The 22,292-nt window shown below is 67.0% G+C and carries 15 protein-coding genes and 2 pseudogenes; 4 read left to right on the top strand and 13 right to left on the bottom strand.

Annotation, left to right across the window (positions count from 1 at the left end):
* The first annotated feature begins 195 nt into the window (after window positions 1–195).
* The 3 genes from ACFU5V_RS03740 to ACFU5V_RS03730 all read left to right on the top strand — a co-directional run bounded on the left by ACFU5V_RS03740 (window position 196) and on the right by ACFU5V_RS03730 (window position 5,084).
* Window positions 196–1,581, top strand: a complete 1,386-nt coding sequence (locus ACFU5V_RS03740) for an MFS transporter (RefSeq protein ID WP_378696957.1) — start codon at window positions 196–198, stop codon at window positions 1,579–1,581.
* A gap of 90 nt (window positions 1,582–1,671) precedes the next feature.
* Window positions 1,672–3,123 (top strand): NAD-dependent succinate-semialdehyde dehydrogenase, encoded by a 1,452-nt coding sequence (locus ACFU5V_RS03735; RefSeq protein ID WP_378696955.1) that lies wholly within the window; start codon window positions 1,672–1,674, stop codon window positions 3,121–3,123.
* 170 nt (window positions 3,124–3,293) lie between these two features.
* Window positions 3,294–5,084, top strand: coding sequence for an ABC transporter substrate-binding protein (locus ACFU5V_RS03730; protein ID WP_378696952.1), 1,791 nt, complete (start codon window positions 3,294–3,296; stop codon window positions 5,082–5,084).
* 79 nt (window positions 5,085–5,163) lie between these two features.
* On the opposite strand, the gene ACFU5V_RS03725 is transcribed toward ACFU5V_RS03730, so the two are convergent.
* From ACFU5V_RS03725 to ACFU5V_RS03665, 13 genes and pseudogenes are all read right to left on the bottom strand, one after another.
* A complete protein-coding gene (locus ACFU5V_RS03725) occupies window positions 5,164–6,936 on the bottom strand; it encodes a hydantoinase B/oxoprolinase family protein (protein WP_378696950.1) in 1,773 nt (590 codons plus the stop codon).
* A complete protein-coding gene (locus tag ACFU5V_RS03720) occupies window positions 6,933–8,981 on the bottom strand; it encodes a hydantoinase/oxoprolinase family protein (RefSeq protein WP_378696948.1) in 2,049 nt (682 codons plus the stop codon). Before ACFU5V_RS03720 ends, ACFU5V_RS03725 begins: the two co-directional genes overlap by 4 nt.
* A gap of 206 nt (window positions 8,982–9,187) precedes the next feature.
* Window positions 9,188–9,490: a WhiB family transcriptional regulator gene (locus ACFU5V_RS03715; protein WP_378696946.1), complete on the bottom strand. Its 303-nt coding sequence runs from the start codon at window positions 9,488–9,490 to the stop codon at window positions 9,188–9,190.
* A 301-nt stretch (window positions 9,491–9,791) separates the two neighbouring features.
* Window positions 9,792–10,142: pseudogene (locus ACFU5V_RS03710) on the bottom strand (acyl-CoA thioesterase); the annotation flags it as partial.
* 120 nt (window positions 10,143–10,262) lie between these two features.
* Window positions 10,263–10,502, bottom strand: a pseudogene (locus tag ACFU5V_RS03705) (NAD-dependent malic enzyme); the annotation flags it as partial.
* 33 nt (window positions 10,503–10,535) lie between these two features.
* Window positions 10,536–11,291, bottom strand: coding sequence for an SDR family oxidoreductase (locus ACFU5V_RS03700; RefSeq protein ID WP_378696944.1), 756 nt, complete (start codon window positions 11,289–11,291; stop codon window positions 10,536–10,538).
* Window positions 11,292–11,395: 104 nt separating this feature from the next.
* Window positions 11,396–12,157 carry an SDR family NAD(P)-dependent oxidoreductase gene (locus ACFU5V_RS03695; protein WP_378696942.1) on the bottom strand — a complete coding sequence of 254 codons (762 nt, stop codon included), beginning with the start codon at window positions 12,155–12,157 and terminating at the stop codon, window positions 11,396–11,398.
* Between the two features lie 55 nt (window positions 12,158–12,212).
* Window positions 12,213–14,252 carry an FAD-dependent oxidoreductase gene (locus tag ACFU5V_RS03690; RefSeq protein ID WP_378696940.1) on the bottom strand — a complete coding sequence of 680 codons (2,040 nt, stop codon included), beginning with the start codon at window positions 14,250–14,252 and terminating at the stop codon, window positions 12,213–12,215.
* A gap of 43 nt (window positions 14,253–14,295) precedes the next feature.
* Window positions 14,296–15,942: an L-glutamate gamma-semialdehyde dehydrogenase gene (gene pruA / locus ACFU5V_RS03685; RefSeq protein WP_378696938.1), complete on the bottom strand. Its 1,647-nt coding sequence runs from the start codon at window positions 15,940–15,942 to the stop codon at window positions 14,296–14,298.
* A 40-nt stretch (window positions 15,943–15,982) separates the two neighbouring features.
* Window positions 15,983–17,224: an NAD(P)/FAD-dependent oxidoreductase gene (locus tag ACFU5V_RS03680; RefSeq protein ID WP_378696936.1), complete on the bottom strand. Its 1,242-nt coding sequence runs from the start codon at window positions 17,222–17,224 to the stop codon at window positions 15,983–15,985.
* Window positions 17,221–17,985, bottom strand: a complete 765-nt coding sequence (locus ACFU5V_RS03675) for a GntR family transcriptional regulator (protein WP_378696934.1) — start codon at window positions 17,983–17,985, stop codon at window positions 17,221–17,223. Before ACFU5V_RS03675 ends, ACFU5V_RS03680 begins: the two co-directional genes overlap by 4 nt.
* A gap of 49 nt (window positions 17,986–18,034) precedes the next feature.
* Window positions 18,035–18,433 carry a RidA family protein gene (locus tag ACFU5V_RS03670; RefSeq protein ID WP_378696932.1) on the bottom strand — a complete coding sequence of 133 codons (399 nt, stop codon included), beginning with the start codon at window positions 18,431–18,433 and terminating at the stop codon, window positions 18,035–18,037.
* A 374-nt stretch (window positions 18,434–18,807) separates the two neighbouring features.
* Window positions 18,808–20,457 (bottom strand): helix-turn-helix domain-containing protein, encoded by a 1,650-nt coding sequence (locus tag ACFU5V_RS03665; protein ID WP_378696930.1) that lies wholly within the window; start codon window positions 20,455–20,457, stop codon window positions 18,808–18,810.
* A gap of 442 nt (window positions 20,458–20,899) precedes the next feature.
* Between ACFU5V_RS03665 and ACFU5V_RS03660 the strand changes: the two genes are divergently transcribed.
* A complete protein-coding gene (locus ACFU5V_RS03660; protein WP_378441103.1) occupies window positions 20,900–22,240 on the top strand; it encodes an MFS transporter in 1,341 nt (446 codons plus the stop codon).
* Window positions 22,241–22,292 lie beyond the last annotated feature (52 nt).

Raw genomic sequence — 22,292 nt, 5'->3', positions numbered from 1 at the left:
TCAACCCGGCATCCACACTCGTACGTCAGTACGTAGTTGACGACCTGTTCCGTACTTCAACACGATATGCCCGGACCCGGGGGTCCTCTACTGTTTCGTACCGTCCGCGCTTCGGGTCGCCACCCGTTGCGCTCCAGACGCGGGAACGACATGCCTCTACACCGCCTCTCGCGAACACACCTCAGAGGAACGCAGATGAAGACATTCGACGTCATGGACGAAGCGCCCACGTCGCGCTTCCACCGCAAGTTGCTGATCGCCTGTTGCGGTGGGCCCTTTCTCGACGGATACGTCCTGAGCATCATCGGTGTGGCGCTCGTCGGCATCAAGGCCGACCTGATGCCGTCGAGTGCCGAGGTCGGCCTCATCGGCGCCGCGTCCCTGATCGGCATCTTCTTCGGCGCGACCCTGTTCGGTGCCCTCACGGACCGGATCGGCCGGGAGAAGATGTATGCGCTCGACCTCACCGTCCTGGTCGGCGGATGCGTGCTGTGCATCTTCGTCCAGGAGGCGTGGCAACTGATCGTCCTGCGCCTGATCATCGGACTGGCGATCGGCGCCGACTACCCGATCGCGACCTCACTGCTCACCGAGTTCACGCCGACCAAGAAGCGTGGCTTCATGATCGGACTGACCGGGGTGAGCTGGTCGGTGGGTGCGGCGTTCGCCTACATCGTCGGCGCGGTCATCGTCGGAGCCACCGGTGGGCACGAGCAGTGGCGGTGGATGCTCGGCACCGCCGCGGTTCTCGGTGTCGTCGTGGTGCTCGCGCGGCGAGGTATTCCCGAGTCACCCCGGTGGCTGCTGAACAAGGGCCGCGTCGCCGAGGCGGAGTCGGTGATCATGACGGTCTATGGGCGCACGCTCGACCTCACCGATCAGGCGCCGGACGAAACAGGCTCCAAGAAGGCATCTTTCGGTGCGATTCTGCGCGGCGGGTACCTGAAGCGGACGGTGATGTGCGGGACCTTGTACCTCGCGCAGATCACCCCGCAGTACGCCCTGCTCACCTTTCTGCCGGTGATCCTCGCCGGCTTCGCGATCTCCGATGCCGGCTCGGCCGGGCTGCTCGTCGAGACGGTGATCATCGTGCTGTTCGCCGTCGGCTGCTTACCGGCGCTGCGCTGGGTGGAGACCGTCGGGCGGCGGAAGATGACCATCATCCCGTTCGCGGTCATGGCCGTCCCGCTCGCCGCGCTGTGGCTGATCCCGGACGGGCCCGTGTGGATGATCGTGGTCGCCTTCTGCGTGTACGCGTTCGCCTCCGGCGGGCCCAGCATCCTGGAATGGATCTACCCGAACGAGTTGTTCCCGACCGAGATTCGCGCGACTGCGGTCGGTGCCGCGGTGGGGATCAGCCGTATCGGCGCCGCCACCGGCACCTACCTGCTCCCGATCAGCATCGACGCCCTCGGCATCGGCCCCACCATGGGATTCGGGGCGCTCCTCACCCTTGCCGGGTTCATCGTCTGCTTCGCCTGGGCCCCGGAGACCGCGGGCCGCTCGCTCGAGGAAACCTCGGCGCTGACACCGAACCCGCACCGAACCCGCCGCCGCGCAACCACCGCAACCCGGGACTGACCGCCCGAGACGCCCTCGGCCCGACCGAACCCTGTGGGCGGGCCTGGGTAGCGCGTCCCGGACCCGTCAGGACCTTCGAAAGGTAATTCGATGACCGCCACCTCGAGCATCGTCGCCGCAGCACCCACCCAGTTGTGGCTGGGCGGACACCAGACGCCGGCGTCGTCCGGCGCCACCCTGCCGGTACACGACCCGGCGACCGGAGACATCCTCACCTACGTGGCCGATGCCGACCCGGGCGACGGTCTGCGGGCCCTCGACCTCGCCGCCGCGGCGCAGGAGGAGTGGGCGGCCACGGCGCCCCGGGTGCGCGGGGAGATCCTTCGCACAGCCTTCGACCTGCTGACCCAGCGCAGCGAGGACTTCGCGCAGATCATGACCCTGGAGATGGGCAAGGCGCTGGCCGAAAGTCGCGGCGAGGTCGCCTACGGGGCGGAGTTCCTGCGCTGGTTCAGCGAGGAAGCCGTCCGGCTCTCCGGCCGCTACGCCGGAGCTCCGGCCGGCAACGGGCGCATCCTCGTCACCAAGGAGCCGGTCGGCCCGGTCCTGGCGATCACCCCGTGGAACTTCCCGCTGGCCATGGGCACCCGCAAGATCGGTCCCGCGCTCGCTGCCGGCTGCACCGTCATCGTCAAACCGTCCGAGGAAACCCCGTTGACGATGCTGCTGCTCGGTCAGGTCTTCGCCGACGCCGGGCTGCCCCCGGGCGTGCTGTCGATCCTGCCCACGTCCAATGCCGCCGCACTGACCGGGCCTCTGATCGACGACCCCCGCCTGCGCAAGCTCACCTTCACCGGATCCACCGCAGTCGGGAAGCGGTTGGTGCGCAACTCCGCCGACCAGTTGCTGCGCACCTCGATGGAACTCGGCGGCAACGCACCCTTCGTGGTCTTCGACGACGCCGACATCGACGCCGCCGTCGACGGGGCGATGGCGGCGAAGATGCGCAACGGCGGGCAGGCGTGCACCGCGGCCAACCGATTCCACGTCGCGGGTGCTGTGATCGACGAGTTCACCGACAAGCTCACCGCCCGGATCGCCGCGCTCGGACTCGGCCCCGGATCCGACCCGGACACCCAGATCGGGCCATTGATCAACGCCGGCCAGCGTGACATCGTCGCCGACCTGGTCCGCGACGCCGTTGACCGCGGCGCCCGAGTCCGCACCGGCGGCGAGGCCCCCGACGGGCCGGGGTACTTCTACTCCCCCACCGTCCTCGACCGTGTTCCCCGTGACGCCCGGTTGCTGCGGGAGGAGATCTTCGGCCCGGTCGCGGCCGTGATCGGGTTCGACACCGAGCAGGAAGGCATCGACGCCGCCAACGACACCGAATACGGTCTGGCCGCCTACTTCTACACCCGCGACCTCGACCGCGTGCTCCGGGTCTCGGGCGCCCTCCACACGGGAATGGTCGGCGTCAACCGCGGCATCATCTCCGACGCCGCCGCCCCGTTCGGCGGCGTCAAGCACTCCGGCTTCGGCCGTGAGGGCGGCACCGAAGGAATCGAGGAATACCTCGACACCAAATACGTCGCACTCTGAAGTCGCCCCGCCCGCTGCCGCCGATGTGACACCGCGTTACCGGAGGACCCTGGCGCGCTCCCCCACCCCGATAGGCTGGGTGGCAGCGACAGGTCGGCGGTGTCGCGGGTAGCCGCTTCCGGGGAGGGCGGCGCACTGCGGCTGTGGTCCGGGTTCGTCTGGAGGACGGAATGGGTAAGAGCGGGATCGGGCTGGTTCAGCAGTGGTCGATCGATGCCCACGTCCTCCACGACGGGTCCGTGGCGCACATCGAATCGGCGGAACTCCGCGACTGCGTCCTCCCGCCGGCGCTGGTCGATCTCGCGCTCGGGTTCCTCGCCGAAAACGACGAGCACGTCAACTTCGTGTGGACCGGTCACCCCACGGGCGCACTCGTCCGTGTCGCGATCACGCAAGGCAAGTACGCCGGGTTCGCTTCCGCCCACCTTCGTGCCACAGTAGGCGCGGAGCTCCCTTTCGCGCTGACCAGAAGAGAACTCGACGTCGTCACCCTGCTGATCGGCGGTCTCGCCAGCACCGCGATTGCCGAATCTCTGTCGGTGAGCACCCGAACGGTGACCACCCATATCGACCACGTCATGCGCAAATTCGACGCCCCGAACCGATCGACGGTCGCCACCCGCGCTCTCGACATCGGGCTCGTCGGCCTCCCATTCCCCCTGTCGGCGCCCGGCTTCGAGACCCTGCGGGTCGGCCGCCTGGTGCGGTCGGCGGGGACCCGCGGACCCCGCAAGCGGTGGAACCCGCGGCCGGCTGCCGAGGCGCAGCCGATCGTGATCGGCGCGCTCGTGCCCGTGGCCGGGCGGGGCCTGGACGACGGGGTCGAGATGCTCAACGGAGCCCGGTTGGCGATCGAGGAGATCAACGCGCGGGGCGGAATCCACGGCCGTGAGATCCGGATGGAGGTCGCCGGCCTCGACATCGACGAGAGCGCGAGCGTACGCGCCACGGTCGACGAGTTGTTGCGGAAGAAGATCGACGTCATCACCTCCGGGTACCTGGCCGGCCAGGATCTGGCCATCGAAGCGGCGAGCGTCGAGGGCGTCCCGTTCATGCATTCGTCGGCATCGTCGGTCATCGGGAAACTGGTGGCGAGCAATCCGGAACGGTACAAGGGCGTGTTCCAGTTCTGCCCCAGCGATGCCCTCTACGCATCCAATTTCGTCGCCTTCATGACCGAACTCCGCGACTCCCGGCAGTGGACGCCGTCCTCGACTCGACTCGCCGTGGTACAGCAAAGCCTCTGGGAAATCGTTGATTTCGGCATCGACGCCGCCACGCGCCTGGCCGCCGAGCAGGGGTGGGAGCTGACGACGGTCGGCGCTCTCGACCGGCGTGATTCGACCTCCGCCTGGGCGAGTGCCGCGCACGAGGTTCGGGCCACCCGGGCGGCCGCGGTGATGCTGGGCAGTTTCTTCGCCCCCGATCATGCACAGTTCGTCGATTCGTTTCTCACCGAGCCCACCGACACCCTGCTCTACTCGATCTATGCGCCCTCGGTGCCGGCCTTCCGCCGTCTCGTCGACGACCGGTCGGAGGGGATCGTGTGGGCGACGACGACCGGAACCTACTCCGACCGACTCGGGCACGAGTTCGCCAGCCGATACACCACCCGGTTCGGCCGGCCCCCGGGGCGCTCGCACGCCTGCATTTCCTACGATCGGGTGCATATTCTGGCGCAAGCCTGGGGCCAACTCACCGATATCCGCGACTTCGATGCGGTGACCGCGCGAATAGCCGACGTCCGGTACCGCGGCGTGAACGGGGCGTACAGCTTCGCTCCCTACGAGCACAGCACGCTCAGCTATGGAAGCGGGTCGTGGGATCCGTCGCTGTCGCAGGCACATGCGACGTATCAGGTCCAGAACGGCCGAAATGTCATGATCGCTCCCGCGATCTACGCCTCGGGTACGTTTCGTCGGCCACCGTGGATTCCGGCCCGGCCGGACGGCGCCCCCTGACGGGGCGCCCGAATGCCGATCGTGCCCTGTCCGGCATCGTCGATGCCGGACAGGGCACGGGTGATTCTCGGTCGTCGCGCTACCGGGCGGGCGCGGCCGCCCGGCGAGTGGTCGTCGCCGAATCGTCGACGGTGAGGTCGCCGCTCAGCACCACGCCGTAGTGTTCCTCTGCCGCGGCCCGGGAGACGATTCCGTTCCGCACGTCCCGCGCGACACTTTCCGGGTCACGGGCGAACGGGTCGCCCCATCCGCCACCGCCGCCGCTTTCGAACACGAAGGATTCGCCGGGACGAAACTGGACGCCGCCGAGCATCTGGGGCAACCAGTTACCGGTCTCGTCGGTTCCGCCGATCGTCTCGAGCGTTCCGGATGCGTTGCGCCGCAGCTGCTTCTGGGTGCTGCCGAAACCACCACCGTTGGTGCCGGGAGAACCCTGGCGGGTGCGTGAGGACTCCATGGTGATGATCTGACCGCGCCCGACGAACTCGACCTCGAGCCGGACGCCGGCTCCGCCCCGGAAGCGTCCGGGACCCGCCGAGTCGGTGAGCATCTCGAACGCGTTGTACCGGATGGGGAACAACAGTTCCGCGGTCTCGGCGGGAAGGTTCTGGCAGTTGCCCAGCGGATCCATCGTCACGTGCATGCCGTCGTTGAACGGGGTGCCACCCCACCCGCCGGCGGGAAGATCGGAGAACACCTGCACCTCACGGGTCTCCGGGTCCGCGACACTGGCAGTGAACCAGTTGCACTCGGCGTACGTCGATGCCACGATCCGGTCGGGAATCGCGTGGGCGAGTGCCGTCCAGATGGCGCCGGTGACCTTCGACGACGCCGCCGTCGTGCACCCCAGGGTCGGGGCGGGCCAGCGCGGATTGAGCCAGGTTCCTTCCGGGATCGTGATGTCGATCTGCCGGTACACGCCCGCGTTGGCCGGCGCCGACGGATTGAGGAAGAACTTGAGCGAGTAGTAGATCGCCGACACCGTGTTGGCCCACGGCGAGTTGATCGGGCCTTCGACCTGCAGGTCGCTGCCAGTCATGTCGACGTGGATGCGATCGCCCTTCACCTCGAGCGCGACTCGGGCGACGACCGGGTCGTCGGTGTAGCCGTCGCTGTCGACGTAGTCGGTGCCCTCGTAGCGGCCGTCGGGGATCCGCTCGATCGCCCGGCGGGTCATGATCTCGGTGTAGGTGAGAACCTCGGACATGCCCTGCCGCAGCGTGGCCGTACCGTACTTGCCCGCGAGCCGCAGGATCTCGTCGCGTCCGGCCCACAGTGCACCGAGTTGGGCTTGGATGTCTCCCTCGATGTACTGCGGTGTGCGGGTCATGTTCTTGATGATCGCCACGAGGTCCTGGTTCAGGACGCCGGCCGAGACCAGCTTCGACGGCGGCAACCGCAGACCCTCACCCGCGATGTGGGTGTCCATGGTCTGCCCGACGTCGGTCCAGTGGGCGCGGGAGACGGCGAACCCGAGGAGCTCGTCCTCGTGGAAGATCGGGGCCGTCAACGTGACGTCCGGAGTGTGGGTGCCGCCCATGTACGGGTCGTTGAGGACGATGACGTCTCCGGGCCGGAGGTCCTCCTTCGGGTAGCGCTCGAGGGAGGCGCGGGCGCTGAAGTGCATCGCTGCAATATGCACGGGGCAGTTGGCGGTCTGGCCGATCAGCTCGACGTCGGCGTCGAAGACCGCGTTGGAAAAGTCGACCATGTCGTAGATGATCGGGGAGAACGACGACTTCTGCAGGACCTGGCTCATCCGCTCACAGGTGTATTCGAAGCCGCGCCGCATCACTTCGAAGGTGACCGGGTCCAGGGTTCGATCGGCCGTGGAGGCGTGGGTGTCGGTCATTTCGCGGTCTCCTTGCTTGCGACGATCACGTTGCCGTAGTTGTCGACGTGGGCTCGAGCGTCGGCGGGGACGACGACGACGCCGTGTTCTTGTTCGATCACTGCCGGGCCGGGAATGTCGGTGCCCGCGGCGATCGATGCTGTGTTGTGGATGTCGACCTTCGAGAACTGTCCGTCGAAATAGACATCGCGCTGGGTGGGCTGGTAGCTCACGCCGTTCTGTGCGCTGCTGGCCATCGCCTCGTCCGAGGGCTTCTCGGTGAGGCCGACAGCCGTGATCCGGAGGTTGACGATCGCCATCGGGAACTCGGTGGAATACAACCCGTATTCGCGCTCGTGTTCGGCGTAGAAGGCCTTGCTGATCTGGCCGAGGGATTCCTCGTCCAGACGTCCGCTCGGGACGGGCGTGGACACCTCGTAGGACTGACCGATGTAGCACATCGCGGCGAAGCGGTCGATCGACACGGAATCACTTGCGGCGCCGTCGCGGTCGAGAAGAGCCCGGGCCTGCTGCTCGAGATCGTCGAATGCGGCGTTGAGGGCGTCGATGTCGAGTCCGTCGAGCGGTGCGTAGAACGTCGACTCGAGATCGTGCCGGACGTCCATCGTGATCGCGCCGAAGGCGCAGGCGACACCAGCGTACCCGGGGACGACGATGCGTTGCACGCCAGCGGATTTCGCGATGTCGAAGGCGTGGAGACCGCCGGCGCCACCGAAGGCGACCATCGTGTGGTCACGGGGGTCGCGACCGCGGTCGCTGGACACCATTCGAATGGCCGAGGCCATGGACTCGCCGACGATCTTGACGATACCCTCGGCGCATTCGGCCAGCTCGAGGCCGAGCTGCTTCGCGATAGTTCCCACCGCGCGTTCGGCCGCGTCGATGTCGAGTGTGAACTTGCCGCCGAGGTCGGGGCTGATGCGACCGAGGACCAGGTTCGCGTCGGTCACGGTCGGTGCGGTTCCGCCGCGTCCGTAGCAGGCCGGGCCCGGCACCGAGCCGGCGCTCTGCGGGCCGACCCGCAGCGATCCACCGTCGTCGATCCACGCGATCGACCCGCCGCCGGCGCCGATGCTGCGGATGTCGAGCATCGGGACGATGACCGGCATCTCCCATTCGAGTTCGTATTCGTCGGTCACGAGGCCGCGGCCGTCCTCCAGCAAGGCCGCCTCGAAGCTGGTGCCGCCCACGTCGGTGACGATCACGTTGGGGTGGTCGAGCAGTCTGCTCAGGTAGGCCCCGGCCGCGACGCCGCCGGCCGGACCGGACTCGATCAGCTCCTCCGGGCGTTCCTTGGCGGTCGCGCTGCTCATCATCCCGCCGTTGCTCTTGACGATGTAGAGCGGAGCCGTCGACCCCTCCTGTGCGAGGTGCTCCTCGAGCCGTGACATGTAATCGCCGACCACCGGGAGCATCGCCGCGCGGATCGCGGTGGTGACGAAACGGCCCAGCTCGCGCACCTTCGGACGCGTCTCGGACGACAGCGCCACCCGCGCTTCGGGGATCACCTCCAGGACGACCTCACGAGCCTGACGTTCGTGCTCACCGTTCTGGTAGGAGTTGATGAACGCGATCGCGACGTTCGTGATCCCCCGCGCCTTGATGGTTTCGACAACCCGGCGCAGTTCGTCCAGGTCGAGGGGCACGACCACCTCGCCGGCGGAGCCGAGCTTCTCGGTGACCGTGTACCGGTTCTGCCGGCTGATCAGAGGCTGCGGCTTGACCTGGTACGGGTCGTAGAGCGCCTTGCGGCGCTGCCGCCCGATCTCGAGGACATCGCGGAATCCGGTGGTGGTGATCAGGGCCGGTTCCGGATACTTCCGTTCGATCAGCGCGTTCGTCGCGATCGTCGTGCCGTGAATGAACGTCGAGATCTCGGCCGGCGCAATGCCCGCCTCCCGCAGTGCATTCAACACTCCGACCGAGGGGTCGTGTGGGGTGGACAGCACCTTCGCGGTGCGAACACCGGACGCCGTGGGGCTGGATTCATCCCAGGCATACAGGTCGGTGAACGTGCCACCGATGTCTACTCCGATGCGAAACATAGAGAACCTTCCATTGAGACCGGTACGACCGCTGGTCGAGTCCAGCGATCCTGCGCATATCGGTTCACCACGGACCCGGTCCGGTCTGTCGAACAACCAGCAGATGGGCGATTGCTGTGGTGCGGAACACACCGTATGGCGAGTCGCCGAGCCCGAACATCGGGAAAATTACGTATTCCGCGATCAGAGCTCACCCGCCCGATCGTTCAGCCGACCCTGAGGTCGGGAGTGAACCATTTGCGTTGTCGCCGGAATTGCTCGCGCTCGCGAGGTGTCATCCCGCCCCAAATTCCGTATGGTTCACTGGCATCGACGGCGAACTGGCGGCATTGTTCGAGCACCGGGCACTCGGAGCAGATCCGCTTGGCTCGCGCTTCCACGAGTGACGTGCCGGTTTCGAAGAACAGATTCGAATCCTCACCGCGGCAGGCCCCGTTCACCTGCCATTCCCATTCCTCCGCGCGCGGAGCCGGCAGAGTCAGATCCTTCAGGGGGACGACGAATCTCATCTTATCTCCTTACGACCCGCACCGGCCGACGTCATAGTTCATGCAGTATCGGTCCCCTACACCCGAAGAGTAAGTTCTCCAACGGCTTTCGTTGCTCCTTGCCCCGAGGGCTCGTCGAAGGTCGATCGGAGGCGATCCAGCCATAGGGGTCGCAAAGGGCATTCGAGGTGTGAGGAGGTGCCGTGGGTATGCGATCCACGGCACCTCCTCGTTCGCGCCGTATCCGGGTGGTCGCGCGTCGATGCCACGGCAGCAACATCGGGATGCGCGCGGATACGGGCGGGTTTGCGGGAGCGGCTGGCTAGTAATCCGCAGAGAGCGGTGGAACCGCGTGGGGGCTGGCAAACGCGGCACGTTGGGCTCGTCGGCGTTGCCGGGCAGCTTCGAATCGTTGCGTGTCGAGTTCGGTGCCCAACGGCAACGGCGCAATGGTGACCGGTTTGCCGTGGGAGTCGACGGCGACCATGGTGAAGTAGGAACTGTTGGTGTGCCGGCAGCGACCTTCTCGGATGTCTTCGGTGTCGACACGAATACCGATCTCCATCGAGGTGCGTCCGGTGTAGTTCACCGAAGCGGAGAAGGTGACCAGTTCCCCGACGTGGATGGCGTCACGGAAGTGGACGCGGTCGACGGAGAGTGTGACCACGGAGGTCATCGACCGGCATAGGGCTCTTCCTGGGGCGTGGATGTGTCCTGGATGCGGCTCCGCCGCCCGTGCGTGGTTGACGAGTGCTCAGACTCCTTAACCACGCACGGGTGCGAAGCGCCTTTCGTCGGAGACGACGACCACGAGGCGGCTGGCCCAGGTGTACCGGTCGGCGAGGGTCTCGTCGGCGTGGATGGCGCGGGAGACCTGAGCCACCCCCGGGGTGTATGCGATGGACAGATCTCGCTGAGTGTCCAGCGGGGCGGTCAGCTCCACGGAGAGCTTCCCCCCGATGTGGCCGGCGAAAATCTCCTCCTCGGTCAGCTCGACCTTCTGCAGGGCGGTGGGTTCGGATGTCACGGTCACGGGTGAGGTCTCCTGTGATGTCTCGAGTGGTGGTCAGCTGGGGACCAGGGCGTAGGTCGGTGCCGCCGGGATGACGTGCCCCGATCCGAGGGGCCGCTCGACCAGCAGCAGGACCAGAAGCTCGTCGAGGTTGGGCGGGACCGCGTCTGCGACGTCCGCCCCGATGGAGGGGGTGAGCCGGATGGTGTTGATACGCAATGCGGCCAGGGCGTTGTCACGGGCCGCGGCCATGGTGAACGATTCGACGGCGCCGTTGATCGCGTCGCGGGCAGGACCGGTGTCCGCATTCTCGATGGAATCCCCGGCTCCCAAACCGGTGACGGTGAGGATGGTGCCCGGTGCGGGATTGTGCGCCATGGACGCCGCCGCCCGGCGGGTGGTCAGGAACAGCATCGCCATGTGGTCGTAGGTGAAGCGTCCCCAGTCCGCGGGGGCGATGTCGGCCAGGGCGTGCCCGGCGGTTTCGGGGCCGGGCAGCCACGCGGTGTGGATGAGTGCGTCGATGCCCCCGTGCCGGTCCTCGAGGCCGGCGAAGAGGCGGTCGACGTCGGCCTCGATCGTCAGGTCGCCCACCGCCGGGTACGCGGCGCCTCCGGCCTCGGTGATCCCGGCGGCCACGGCATCGGCGGCGGCGGCCGAGAAGCTGTGTGCGATGACCCGGCAACCGGCCTCGGCGAGAATCCGGGCGGCACCGGCACCTTCGATCTGTTCGACGCCGGTGACCAGGACGCGCGGCCGGTGAGCCGGGGTGTCGGGGGTGTCGGGCAACGGTTGTTCCGCGTTTGTCATCTCACGCTCTCTGAAATGGGAATCCAGTACTGGGCAGGTTTTTCGCGCACCCGGGTGTCCGGTCGGTCGGGCAGGCGCTCTGTGACCGGAAGTCTGTGCCGTTCTCAGTCCGTCGTGGTCCAGGGGTTGCGGGTTCCGACGGTCCAGCCACCGTCGACGAGGATCTCCGCGCCGCTGCAGTACGAGGCGTCATCGGAGGCCAGGAATGCTGCGACCGTGGCGATCTCGCGGGGCTGGCCGATCCGGCCGAGGGGCGCCTTGGAGTATTCGGTGGGGACGGCTCCCTGCGGTGCGCCCATCTCGGTGGCCACCCCACCGGGGTGGATCATGTTGACGCGGATCCCTTGGGGTCCGAGTTCGCCGACGGCGGCCTTGGACATCGCCAGCAGCGCCGACTTGGTCGAGGCGTAGGCAGCGGTGTAGTCCAGCGGCGCGAACGAGGACACCGAGACGATGTTGATGATCGAGCCGTGCCCGATCTTCGCCATGTGCGGTGCGAGGGTCTGCATGCCGAGGAACACGCCGATCTGGTTGACCTCGATGATGCGCCGGTATCGCTCGACCGGGGTCTCGACAATGGTGCCCTGGTGGAAGATGCCGGCGTTGTTGACGAGCACGTCGACGTGCCCGAAGGCGTCGATTCCGGCGGCCAGGGCGTCGGCCCACTGCTGCGGGTCGCTGACGTCGAGGTGCACGGCGAATGCGCGGTCGGCGCCGATGTCCGCTGCCAGCTTGGCGGCGTCGTCGTCGAGGATGTCGGCGATGACGACCTTCGCGCCGCGTTCGGCGAACAGCCGGGCCTCGGCCTCGCCTTGTCCGCGGCAGCCGCCGCTGATGAGGGCTACTTTGCCGGTGAGGTCAGCCATGATTTTCTCCGTTCAGGTGAGGGTGTGGTTCGTGGATCTACGCTGCGACGTGGTCTCAGATGGCCATGCACAGGCGGTTGGAGTCGAGGATGGCGGCGTGGATGTTGCGGCTGGTGACCGCATCACCGACGCGGAAGAGCTGAAAGGTGCTGTCCTCGTTGGCCACGAGGGTTTGCGGTTGCAGCCGCAGCAGCGCGTCCTGATCGACGGCCCCGTGGTTGCGGGAGCGGTCCTTGAGTTCGAAGTAGACGTCGTCGACCGGGACCGTGCCGTGCTCGACGACGAGCTGGTCGACGGTGCGGGTCACGGTGGTGTGGGCGTATTCGTCCTCGAGGGTGACCGTGAGGCGGCGGTCGGCGTCGCGGGCGACCTTGGTGACCCGAGTGTTCAGGGTGGTGCGCACCGAGTGCTCCGCGAAATTCTTCAGATAGGCCGGGTAGTTCGACCCCCCGACCAGCGGAGCAATGATGCGTTCGGGGGTGACGACCTCCACCTCGGCACCGGCGTCGGCGATGACTTCGGCCGCACTCATGCCGGGGTGGTCCCCGTTGTCGTCGAAGACCAGCACCGACTTGCCGGGTTTGACCTCGCGGGTGAGGATCTGCCAGGTGTCGGTGATCAGGTTCGCGGGCCCGTCGACGATCTCGGTGTTCGGGATGCCACCGGTGGCGACGATGACCACGTCCGGGTTCTCGGCGAGGATGTCGGCTGCCTCGGCGTAGGTGTTGTAGCGGATCGTCACCCCGAGCCGCGCACATTCCTGCACCCGCCAGTCGACGATGCCGATCAGGTCGCGCCGCCGTTCGGGGGCGGCGGCGATCGCGATCTGCCCGCCGGGTGTGCTCGCGGCCTCGAGGACGGTGACGGTGTGGCCGCGTTCGCCGAGTACCCGGGCGGCTTCGAGGCCGGCCGGGCCGGCGCCGACGACGACGGCCTTCTTCTTCTCCGCGGCCGGCGGAACGATGTGCGGCAGTTGGGCTTCGCGGCCGGTGGCCGGGTTGTGCAGGCAGAGCGCCTCGCCGCCCTGGTAGAGGCGGTCGATGCAGTATCCGGCGCCGACGCACGGGCGGATGCGGTCCTCTTCACCGTCGTGGACCCGCTGCATCAGGTACGGGTCGGCCATATGGGCGCGGGTCATGCCGACCATGTCGAGCAGTCCCTCGCTGATCGCGTAGCGGGCGGTGGCCAGGTCCGCGATCCTCCCGGCGTGCATCACCGGGATGTCCAGTTCGTGCTTGACCCGGCCGGCGAAGTCCAGATGGACCGCGGCGGGTGTGCCCATCGGTGCGATGATCTTCGCCATCGTGTTGTCGGAGTCGAGGTTTCCCTTGATCACACTGAGGAAGTCGATGCCCTCGGCGGACAGGCGGCGGACCGCCTCGATGCCCTCGTCGACGGCGTTGCCGCCGGCGCGTTCGTCGTCGACCCCCATCCGCAGTCCGATCACGAAGTCCTCGCCCACCCGGGCCCGGATGGCGCGGACGACCTCGAGGGGGAACCGCAGGCGCCCCTCGAAGTCCCCGCCCCATTCGTCGTCGCGGTGGTTGAGGGCCGGGGAGAAGAACTGGTCGAGCAGGTGGCTGTAGGCCATCAGTTCGATGCCGTCCATGCCGCCGGCCTGGCAGCGTTCGGCGGCGTCGGCGTAGGCGGTGAGGATGCGGTCGATGTCCCAGTCCTCGGCGACCTTCGGGAACGCCCGGTGCTGGGGTTCCCGGTCGCCGGAGGCGGAGACGACCGGCAGCCAGTCACCCTCGTAATTGCTGGTGCGCCGCCCGGCGTGGGTGACCTGGCACATGATCAGCGCGCCGTGCTCGTGCACTGCGTCGCCGATCTTGGTCAGGTAGGGCACCACTTCGTCGCGGTAGAGGGCGATGTTGTTGACGAACGCCGGGCTCTCCGGCGACACGCAGGCCGCGCCTCCCATCATCGTCAGCGCGAGCCCACCCTTGGCCTTTTCCAGGTGGTAACGCAGGTAGCGGTCCTTCGGCATGCCGTTCTCTGCGTAGGCCGGTTCGTGCGAGGTGGAGACCACGCGGTTCTTGAGCCGCAGGTGCTTCAGGTCGAACGGTGAGAGAAGCGGGTCGTTGGATGGCATGACGTGCTCCGTGGGTGACGATGGATGGGAGGCGGCGGCGCGGTCAGGCGCCCAGGTAGGGGTAGCGGTAGTCGGTGTCGGGGTTGAGGTTCTCCTTGACGAACCGCCCGCTCACCCAGCGCTGCAATGCCAGCGGCGAGCCGATCTTGTCGTTGGTGCCCGAGGCGCGGGAACCGGCGAACTGCTGCTTGCCGATCGACATGCCGGCGGGCTTGTCGTTGATCGCGACGTACCCGGAGGCGTCACGCAGCACGTCGAGGGCCTGGTTGATCGCCGTCCGGTCGGTGGCGTACACCGACGCGGTCAGCCCGTAGGGGCTGGTCTTGTCGGCGACCTTCAGGGTCTCGATCCAGTCGTTGTCCTCGTAGACGAACACCGTCAGCAGTGGACCGAAGAACTCGGTGGTCAGCGTGAACGCGGTGGGGTCGGTGGTCTCGAACACGGTGGGACGGACGAAGTAGCCGGTCTCCTTGTTCGTGGTGCCACCGGCGATCAGGGTGTGCGAATCGAGGCTCTTCGCCTTGTCGATCGCCCCGGTGAGCCGGTCGTGGGCGGTCTCGTCGATCACGGCACCGAGGAAGGTGCGGTGGTCGGCCACGTCCCCGACGACCAGCGAATCAACCTGCGCGGCAAGCGGTTCCTTGATCTTGTTCCACAGGCTGCGCGGAATGTAGGCGCGGGAGGCGGCCGAGCACTTCTGGCCCTGGAATTCGAACGCACCGCGGGTCAGGCCGGTGATCAGGGCCTGCGGGTCGGCGGAGACGTGCGCGACGACGGCGTTCTTGCCGCCGGTCTCGCCCACCAGCCGCGGGTAGGTCTTGTAGTCGTCGATGTGCGAGGCGACTTTCTTCCACAACTGCCGGAACACCTGGGTCGAGCCGGTGAAGGCGAGGCCGGCCAGGTTCGGGTCGGCGAGGGCGATGTCGCTGACCAGTTTGCCGTCACCGTGGACGGTGTTGATCACCCCGGGCGGCAGTCCGGCCTCGTCGAAGATGCGGCGCACCACATCGGTGCTCAGCGCCGACTTCTCCGCCGGCTTCCACACGACGGTGTTGCCCATCATCGCCGCGGTCGCGGGCAGGTTGCCGGCGATGTTGGTGAAGTTGAACGGGGTGACCGCCAGGACGAATCCCTCCAGCCCGCGCTGGTCGAGGTAGTTGTTCTCCCCCTGGGTGGATTTGGGCTGGTTGGCGTAGATGCCCTCGGCCCAATGGGCGTTGAAGCGCAGCAGGTCCGCCAGTTCGCAGGCCCCGTCGATCTCGGCCTGGTGGTAGGTCTTGGACTGGTTGAGCATGGTGGCGGCGTTGATCTCGTCGCGGTACTTGCCGGTGACCAGTTCGGCGGCACGCAGGAACACCGAGACACGGTCCCACCACGGCCGGCGTGACCAGTCGTGGCGGGCGGCCAGTGCGGCATCGATCGCCGTGCGCACGTGCGATGGGTCGGCCTTGCTCAGCTGCCCGAGGACGCGGGCGTGATCGTGTGGGGACACCACCGGCTGGGTGTCGGCGGTCTCGAAGACCTCCCCGCCGATGGACAACGGAATCGACTGGGTGGTACCGCCGATGCGCTTGATTTCGAGGGCCAGCGATTCGGCCTCCGGCGAGCCGGGCCGGTAGTCGTTGACCGGCTCGTTCTCCGGGGTGGGGACGTGGAAGTTGCCGGCGATGTTGTGGATTGCTCCGGTCACTGCGAATTCTCCTTGTCGAACGTGGGGGCGTAGGTCGAGCTCAGAAGCGGGTGAGGCGGAACGGCTCGAGGAGTCGTTGCTGGCCGTGACGCGCGATTTCCTTGGCGGCGAGGGCGCCGGTGACGGGGCCGAGGGTCACCCCGAGGGTGCCGTGGCCGGTGGCCAGGTACAGGCCCGCCTGCCCGGGAACGGGTCCGATGATCGGCAGGTCGTCGGCGGAGGTGGGGCGGTGACCGACCCACTGGATTTCGACGTCGGTGGGGCGCCAGTCCTCGAGGAAGCTCAGGCCCTGCCGCACCACCATGTCGAGACGCTTCTGGTTCAGCGTGAAATCGCGGTTGCCGATGTCGAAGGTTCCCGACAGTCGCACGGCGTTGCCGAACGGTGAGCAGGCCACCATGTTCTCGTACAGCTTGAGCGGGTGCGCCGGGGCGGTGCCCTCGCCGAGCGCGGTCATGCTGGTGCCCTTCGCCGCTTCGAGCGGCACCTTCACTCCGAGCGGGGCGAGCAGGGTGCGGCTGGGGTAGCCGGCGGCGACGACGACGTTGTCGGCGACGATCTCCCGCCCGGACTCGGTCGTTACCATCCACTGGCCGCTGCTGCGGGCCGTGATCGCGGTGACCCGATCGTGTTCCGCGACCTCGCCGCCGTTCGCCTGCACCCATTTCGCCAGCCCCTGACACAGCGTCTCGGGCCGCACGTGCCGCTCGCTCTCGAGATGCAGCGCCCCGGCGAGGTCGCGGCGGATCGCCGGGTCGAACTCGGCGGCGTCCTCACCGCGGTAGACCTTGACGCTGCCCACGTAGCCGAGCGCACGCATCTTGGTGACGATCTGTTCGTAGTGGACGAGGTTCTCCTCCTCCTTGAACACCACCGCCAGCCCGTCGGTGTACTGCTCGAAGCTCACGCCCCGCTCGATCAGCGAATCGAAGTAGCTGTGCGCTGGACGGGCGAAGTCCTGCAGAGCGGCAGTGCTTTTCGCGTTCCGCTTCTTCGTGCTCGCGCGCAGGAACTTCGTGATCCAGCCGGCGAAGCTCGGCTCGAGATGCGGGCGCATCCGGGCCGGTCCCTCGGTGCTGGTGAAGCTGCGCAGCGCGTCCCGGACCGCACCCGGTGCGGCGCGGGGAGTGGACAGGAACGGGGTCACCCAGCCGGCGTTGCCGGCCGATGCCGCGGCACCGACGGCCCCGGAATCAACGACGGTGACCTGGTGGCCGAGTTCGGAGAGTTCGTATGCGCACGAGAGTCCGATAACTCCCGCACCGACGACGGTGGTCCTCACTGGTTTCTTCCTGACTGTGTGTCGAGTAGTTGCCGGACCGTGGCGCGGGCGTCACGGTAGGTCCGGTCGAGAATGGTGGAGGCGACGGCGCTGTCGCCTCGTTCGACGGCATCGAGCATGTCCGTGAGATGGCTCCAGGTGGCCAGTCCCTGCTCGAGCGCGTGGGTGATCCACAGGTTTTTGTACGGACGGCAGATGTCCCAGAGATTGCGGACCACCTTGACCAGCTCGACGTTCTCGCCGGCGTCGTAGAGGGCGCCGAGCAGGTGCTCGTCCTGGATGGCGGCTTCGACGGTGTCACCGCGTTCTGCGGCGTCCCGGAGCAGCAGCCAATGGTGCTGCATCTTCTCGATGACGCCACGGTCTGCGTGGGCGGCACCTTGGCGAGCGGCCTCGGGTTCGAGCATGATCCGCACGTCGTACACGTGCTCGAGCTCGTCGATGCTCAAGACCCGCACCGTCGCACCGCGGTACGGTTCGACGACGATCAGGCCGGCCTGCTCGAGCCGCCGGAAGGCTTCTCGCACGGGCATGTCGCTGGTGCCCACCGACTCGGCGACCTCGCGGATCCGCAGCTGACTGCCCGGTTCCCACTCCCCCTGCGCGATCCGTCCACGAAGAGCCTCGAATACCTGATCGGCCAGCAGCGAAGAAGACACCCGGAACTCGGGCTTCGGAGCGGGCGGCGCAGCCGAGCGGTGTGCGACCGACGGCGCGATGGTGACCGCGGAGCAGGTCACGGGCTCGGTGGCGTCGATCATGATGTGAACCTTTCGTGGACGGAGCGGCGAGAGATGTTGCGACTCAGCCCTATCGGCGGTAGGCGACGGCGTCGAACTCGACCGCGGTGCGGCCGCGGAAGCGGGAGACCTCGACCGTGGTGCGGGCCGGCGCGCCGTGCACGGTCACCACCGAGGTGTAGACCTCGTTGAGTTCGGGCAGCTTCTCGATATCGGCGACGTAGCCGTTGATCTTGAGCACCGTCGACCAGTCCGCGCCGGCGGCGCGCAGCGAGGTCTCCAGGTTCGACAGCGCCGTGCGCACCTGAGTGGCGAAATCCTCCGACGTACTGCCGTCGGCCTCGACCGGCAGCGCTCCACTGGTCCACACCAGATCGCCGAGGACCGCGGCCGCCGAGTACGGAGCCGTGGCCGGGGTCGATTCGAGACGTACCAATTCCCGCTCGACGAGACCGTTCGTGCTGGTCATGGAAGAAACCTCCAGATTGTGTGTGTGGCGTTTCGAGGATGTTGTCGGTGCGGTGACCGCTCGATGTCTGATCACATATCGCTGTGACCTGCGCCTCACAAAGTATGCTGGGCGACCAAGTTGTCGACAACACGTGAGCGACTTCAAATCGAAAAATACACATCTGAGTTATAAATAAGTGCACAGCCACGGTTAGCATGTGCACATCAAACCGCGCATTTCGTCGTGCAGTGTGCGGTTCGCTCGCAGTCGGTCGAGTTACAGATTAACGACTCAAGACGCGATCTTCCGTCCCGCAGCAGACCGTCCAGGGCGGTGACGTGGGCGTACCCCGGGAGCCAACGGCACGTTGGGATCGCGGGGACGGCAGTCGGTTACTTCCGTTTGCCGTCGGGAGCGTCTTCGTGACGCCGGAACTGCTCGACCATGTTGAATACCGCGTTGTCGATCTTGCGGCTCCACAGGCTCGTCACCAGCTCGGGGTCCTGGCTCCGCAACGCATCGAGGATGGCTGTGTCGTCGGCGACGATGTCGTCGACGGAGTACGCGTAGTCCAGCCCCAAGATCGAAACGAACATCCGCAGCTGCAGCGACAGGCGGACGAACATCTTCTCGATCCTCGGCATGTCGGCGGCATGAGCTACCGCATCCTGCCACCGAATGTCCGCATCCCCCGTGGCCGGAGCATCACCCATCCTCGCGTTCCTGACGACGTCCTCCATCGCTGCTTCGACCGGCGCCAGCCGCGTTCTGCCCTTGGTAGCCACACGCCGCAGCAGCAACGCCCCGAGCGGACCACGCGCGGTATAGGTGTCGAAGATGTCCTGGCGGGTGGGGATGGGAATGTACGCACCGCGATGCGGTTCGAGTGCCACCAATCCGTCCTCGGCCAGGATCTGCAGTGCGTCCCGAATAGGCCCCCGGGAAACACCGAGTCGCGCCGCGAGCGGTTCTTCGAGAATCCTCTGTCCGGCATCGAACGCACCCGTCGCGATCGACTCGCGCAGCACCTTGACCACGGCAGTCGCCAGCCGCGGCGGGGTACTACGCAGGGCACCACCTGCGGCCGCCGGGACGGACGCACCCGACGCCTTGGCCTCGAGGCGCGGTGGCCGGACCCACCGAAACGAGTGTTCCCCGCTCGCCGCCCACGAGCGCACCTGATGTTCCACGGTGAGCAACTGTTCGCCCTGGCGCCGGTCGAGGGCTTCCGTGATCGAATCCAATTGCGCCAGCCAGCGGTGTGGCGCTATCTCGTACACGCTGAACCGGGGGTGCCGATACAACCAGCGTTGGGTCTGCGTCGGGAGCTTCACGTCGACCAACATGATGACTCGCCGATCCGGCGGGGCCACCTTGTTGACTTGTTCCAGCATGTCGAGAAGGTCCGACCCGACCGCCGCCGACTCGGCAGACTCTGCCGGGGACACCTGCGGCTCGTAGGCGAACTGGGCGGACAGCACGGTACGGACCACCTCCCGCCGCTGCCGGGTCCGGCTGCTGCGCGATCGTGCTTCGGCGGCACCGGGAGGCGAGGCCGGATCGTGGAAGACCACGACGCGAGTCGCCGCGCTCACAAACACCGCAGCAAGCACGACCTGCCTCGACTTGTTGAGCACCGATCGGGTGACGAGATCGGGCGCCTCCGTGAACGACAGCCGGCGGACTCGACTGACCGCAGTCTGACTCAGCCCGAGTTCGGCAGCGATCGTGCGTGTGGTCCACGCTCCGTCTGCCGGTTCCCGAAGCTGCGTGCCGAGTACTGCCCGCTGCGCGTCGCTGCCGATGGACACCGGGCGTCCCGGTCGGGCCCGGTCGCCGAGACCGTGGATTCCGTGTTCGTCGAATCTGCTGCGCCACTTCATGATCGTGTGCCGGGTGACGTCGAGGGTCCGCGCCGCCTCGGCGACCGACTGGTCTTCACTTGCGAGCACGATCCGGGCACGCAAGGCCAACGCCTGGGTCGTGGTCGGCGCCGCTACCAACCGCTCCAGCATGCCCCTGTCCTCCGCTGAAAGCGCCATGCCCATCCCTCCTCGCTCCCTGCCCGCACGCTCCGAGGCGAACCGTTCTATTTCCAACGCCGCACCTTTGAGTTATTAATTCATAGACCTCATGCCCGTGTCGTTACCGCCGACCTGAGCTGAACCACCTGCAAAGCGCAGAATTTCACTCCGATTTCCTGCGTGCAGGCGCTCACCCTCCGTTGAGAGAGTTACAACTCAAATCGGCATCTTTCAGTTTCAACCTCAGACCTTGTTGTCGACAACTCCCCCAACAGCCTACTTTGTGAGGCGCAGGTCACACAGACCCTTCGGCCCGGACCCCGGAGTTGCTCGCCACGCCGACGTCGCGCTCCGCAACCCCGGCGAGATCGTCCCGCCGAGATCCCCTACCCAACACCCCGACCCCGGAAGAAAATAAGGAGAAACCCATGTCATCGTTCCGGATTGTGAGGAGTGACTGGTGTCGTCAATAAAGAATACGGTCGCTGTTTCAGACCATGCCGACGCAGCGTTCAAGCGGCGTTTCCTGTGGAAACTGGTCCTCGTGCTGACCGGGGGGATGTTCCTGGATGGCTACGTCCTCGGGATCATCGGTCCGGTGACCGGCCCGATGGCCGCCGATCTGGGCCTGTCGACGCTGTCGGAGGGGCTGATCGCGGCGAGCGCGTTGTTCGGCATCTTGATCGGCTCGCCGCTGGCGGGCTGGGCCTCCGACAAGTTCGGCCGCAAGCTGATGTTCACGGCCGACATGGCGCTGTTCGTGATCGCCTCAGCGATGCAGTTCTTCGTCCACGAGCCCTGGCAGCTGTTGGTGGTGCGGCTGCTGATGGGTGTGGCGATCGGCGCCGAGTACTCGGTGGGTTGGCCGCTGCTGTCGGAGTTCGTTCCGGCCCGGCTGCGGGGCCGGTTGATGGGCGTGACGTTGATCGCCTGGTATGTCGGGTTCATGCTCGCGTACCTGGTGGGGTATCTGCTTACCGAGAACACCGACCTGGGCTGGCGGGTCATCCTGGGCACGAGCACCGTGATCGCGGTGGTGTTGCTCATCGCTCGGATCGGGCTGCCCGAGTCGCCGCGCTGGCTGTGGAACGTAGGCCGACGGGACGAGGCTCACGCCCTCGCGCACAAATACATGGAGTGCTTCGCCGACATGATCGATGTCGAGCACGAAGACACCCGCAAGGGCAGCTTCGGGATGCTGTTCTCCCGGCAGTACTGGCGGGCAACGTTGTTCACCGCGGGGTTCTGGTTCTGCGCAGTCACACCGTATTTCGCGATCGCCACGTTCGCCGACAGTGTGCTGGACCAGTACGGGCTCAGTGGGGGGCTGGCCGGTGGGGTCGGGCTGTCCGCGGTCGCCGCCGGCGCCGTGGTGCTCACCGTGCTGTTGGTCGACAAACTCGGCCGCAGGGCGCTGACCGTGCCGCCACAGTGGCTGTGCATGGCGCTGCTCGCGGTCATCGGCCTCTGGGCGGGGGCGCCGCCGATGGTGGTGTTGGTGCTGTTCCTGGCCTTCTCGTTCTTCAATGCGATGTACAACACGCTGACCGGAATCTATCCCGCCGAGGTGTTCCCAACCGAGATCCGCGGGATCGGCACGGGCTTCGCGGCCGCCGTCAGCCGCGTCGGGGCCGGCATCGGCACGTTCCTGCTGCCGTGGTCGATGGCGAACCTCGGTACCGCGGTCACCATGTTGATCGCCGCTGTCATCGCCGGTATCGGGGCCGGACTGTCACAGTGGCTGGCCCCCGAGACCAACGGCATGAGCCTCAGCGAGACGGCCGCCGGCGTCGTGCACTAGGGAACACACGCCACGACTGCCGTCACAGGCATCCACTTCGCACTCCGAGCGC

The sequence above is a fragment of the Rhodococcus sp. NPDC057529 genome, assembly GCF_042802055.1.
Classification (GTDB): Bacteria; Actinomycetota; Actinomycetes; order Mycobacteriales; family Mycobacteriaceae; genus Rhodococcus_F.
Note: the sequence above shows the minus strand (reverse complement) of the source record. Positions and strands in the feature narration are given on the sequence as shown.

Bases quoted from the DNA above. Each gene is read 5' to 3' on its own strand.
- ACFU5V_RS03740 (WP_378696957.1), top strand. From the start codon at position 196: ATGAAGACATTCGACGTCATGGACGAAGCGCCCACGTCGCGCTTCCAC.
- ACFU5V_RS03735 (WP_378696955.1), top strand. From the start codon at position 1,672: ATGACCGCCACCTCGAGCATCGTCGCCGCAGCACCCACCCAGTTGTGG.
- ACFU5V_RS03730 (WP_378696952.1), top strand. From the start codon at position 3,294: ATGGGTAAGAGCGGGATCGGGCTGGTTCAGCAGTGGTCGATCGATGCC.
- ACFU5V_RS03725 (WP_378696950.1), bottom strand. From the start codon at position 6,936: ATGACCGACACCCACGCCTCCACGGCCGATCGAACCCTGGACCCGGTC.
- ACFU5V_RS03720 (WP_378696948.1), bottom strand. From the start codon at position 8,981: ATGTTTCGCATCGGAGTAGACATCGGTGGCACGTTCACCGACCTGTAT.
- ACFU5V_RS03715 (WP_378696946.1), bottom strand. From the start codon at position 9,490: ATGAGATTCGTCGTCCCCCTGAAGGATCTGACTCTGCCGGCTCCGCGC.
- ACFU5V_RS03700 (WP_378696944.1), bottom strand. From the start codon at position 11,291: ATGACAAACGCGGAACAACCGTTGCCCGACACCCCCGACACCCCGGCT.
- ACFU5V_RS03695 (WP_378696942.1), bottom strand. From the start codon at position 12,157: ATGGCTGACCTCACCGGCAAAGTAGCCCTCATCAGCGGCGGCTGCCGC.
- ACFU5V_RS03690 (WP_378696940.1), bottom strand. From the start codon at position 14,252: ATGCCATCCAACGACCCGCTTCTCTCACCGTTCGACCTGAAGCACCTG.
- ACFU5V_RS03675 (WP_378696934.1), bottom strand. From the start codon at position 17,985: ATGATCGACGCCACCGAGCCCGTGACCTGCTCCGCGGTCACCATCGCG.
- ACFU5V_RS03670 (WP_378696932.1), bottom strand. From the start codon at position 18,433: ATGACCAGCACGAACGGTCTCGTCGAGCGGGAATTGGTACGTCTCGAA.
- ACFU5V_RS03665 (WP_378696930.1), bottom strand. From the start codon at position 20,457: ATGGCGCTTTCAGCGGAGGACAGGGGCATGCTGGAGCGGTTGGTAGCG.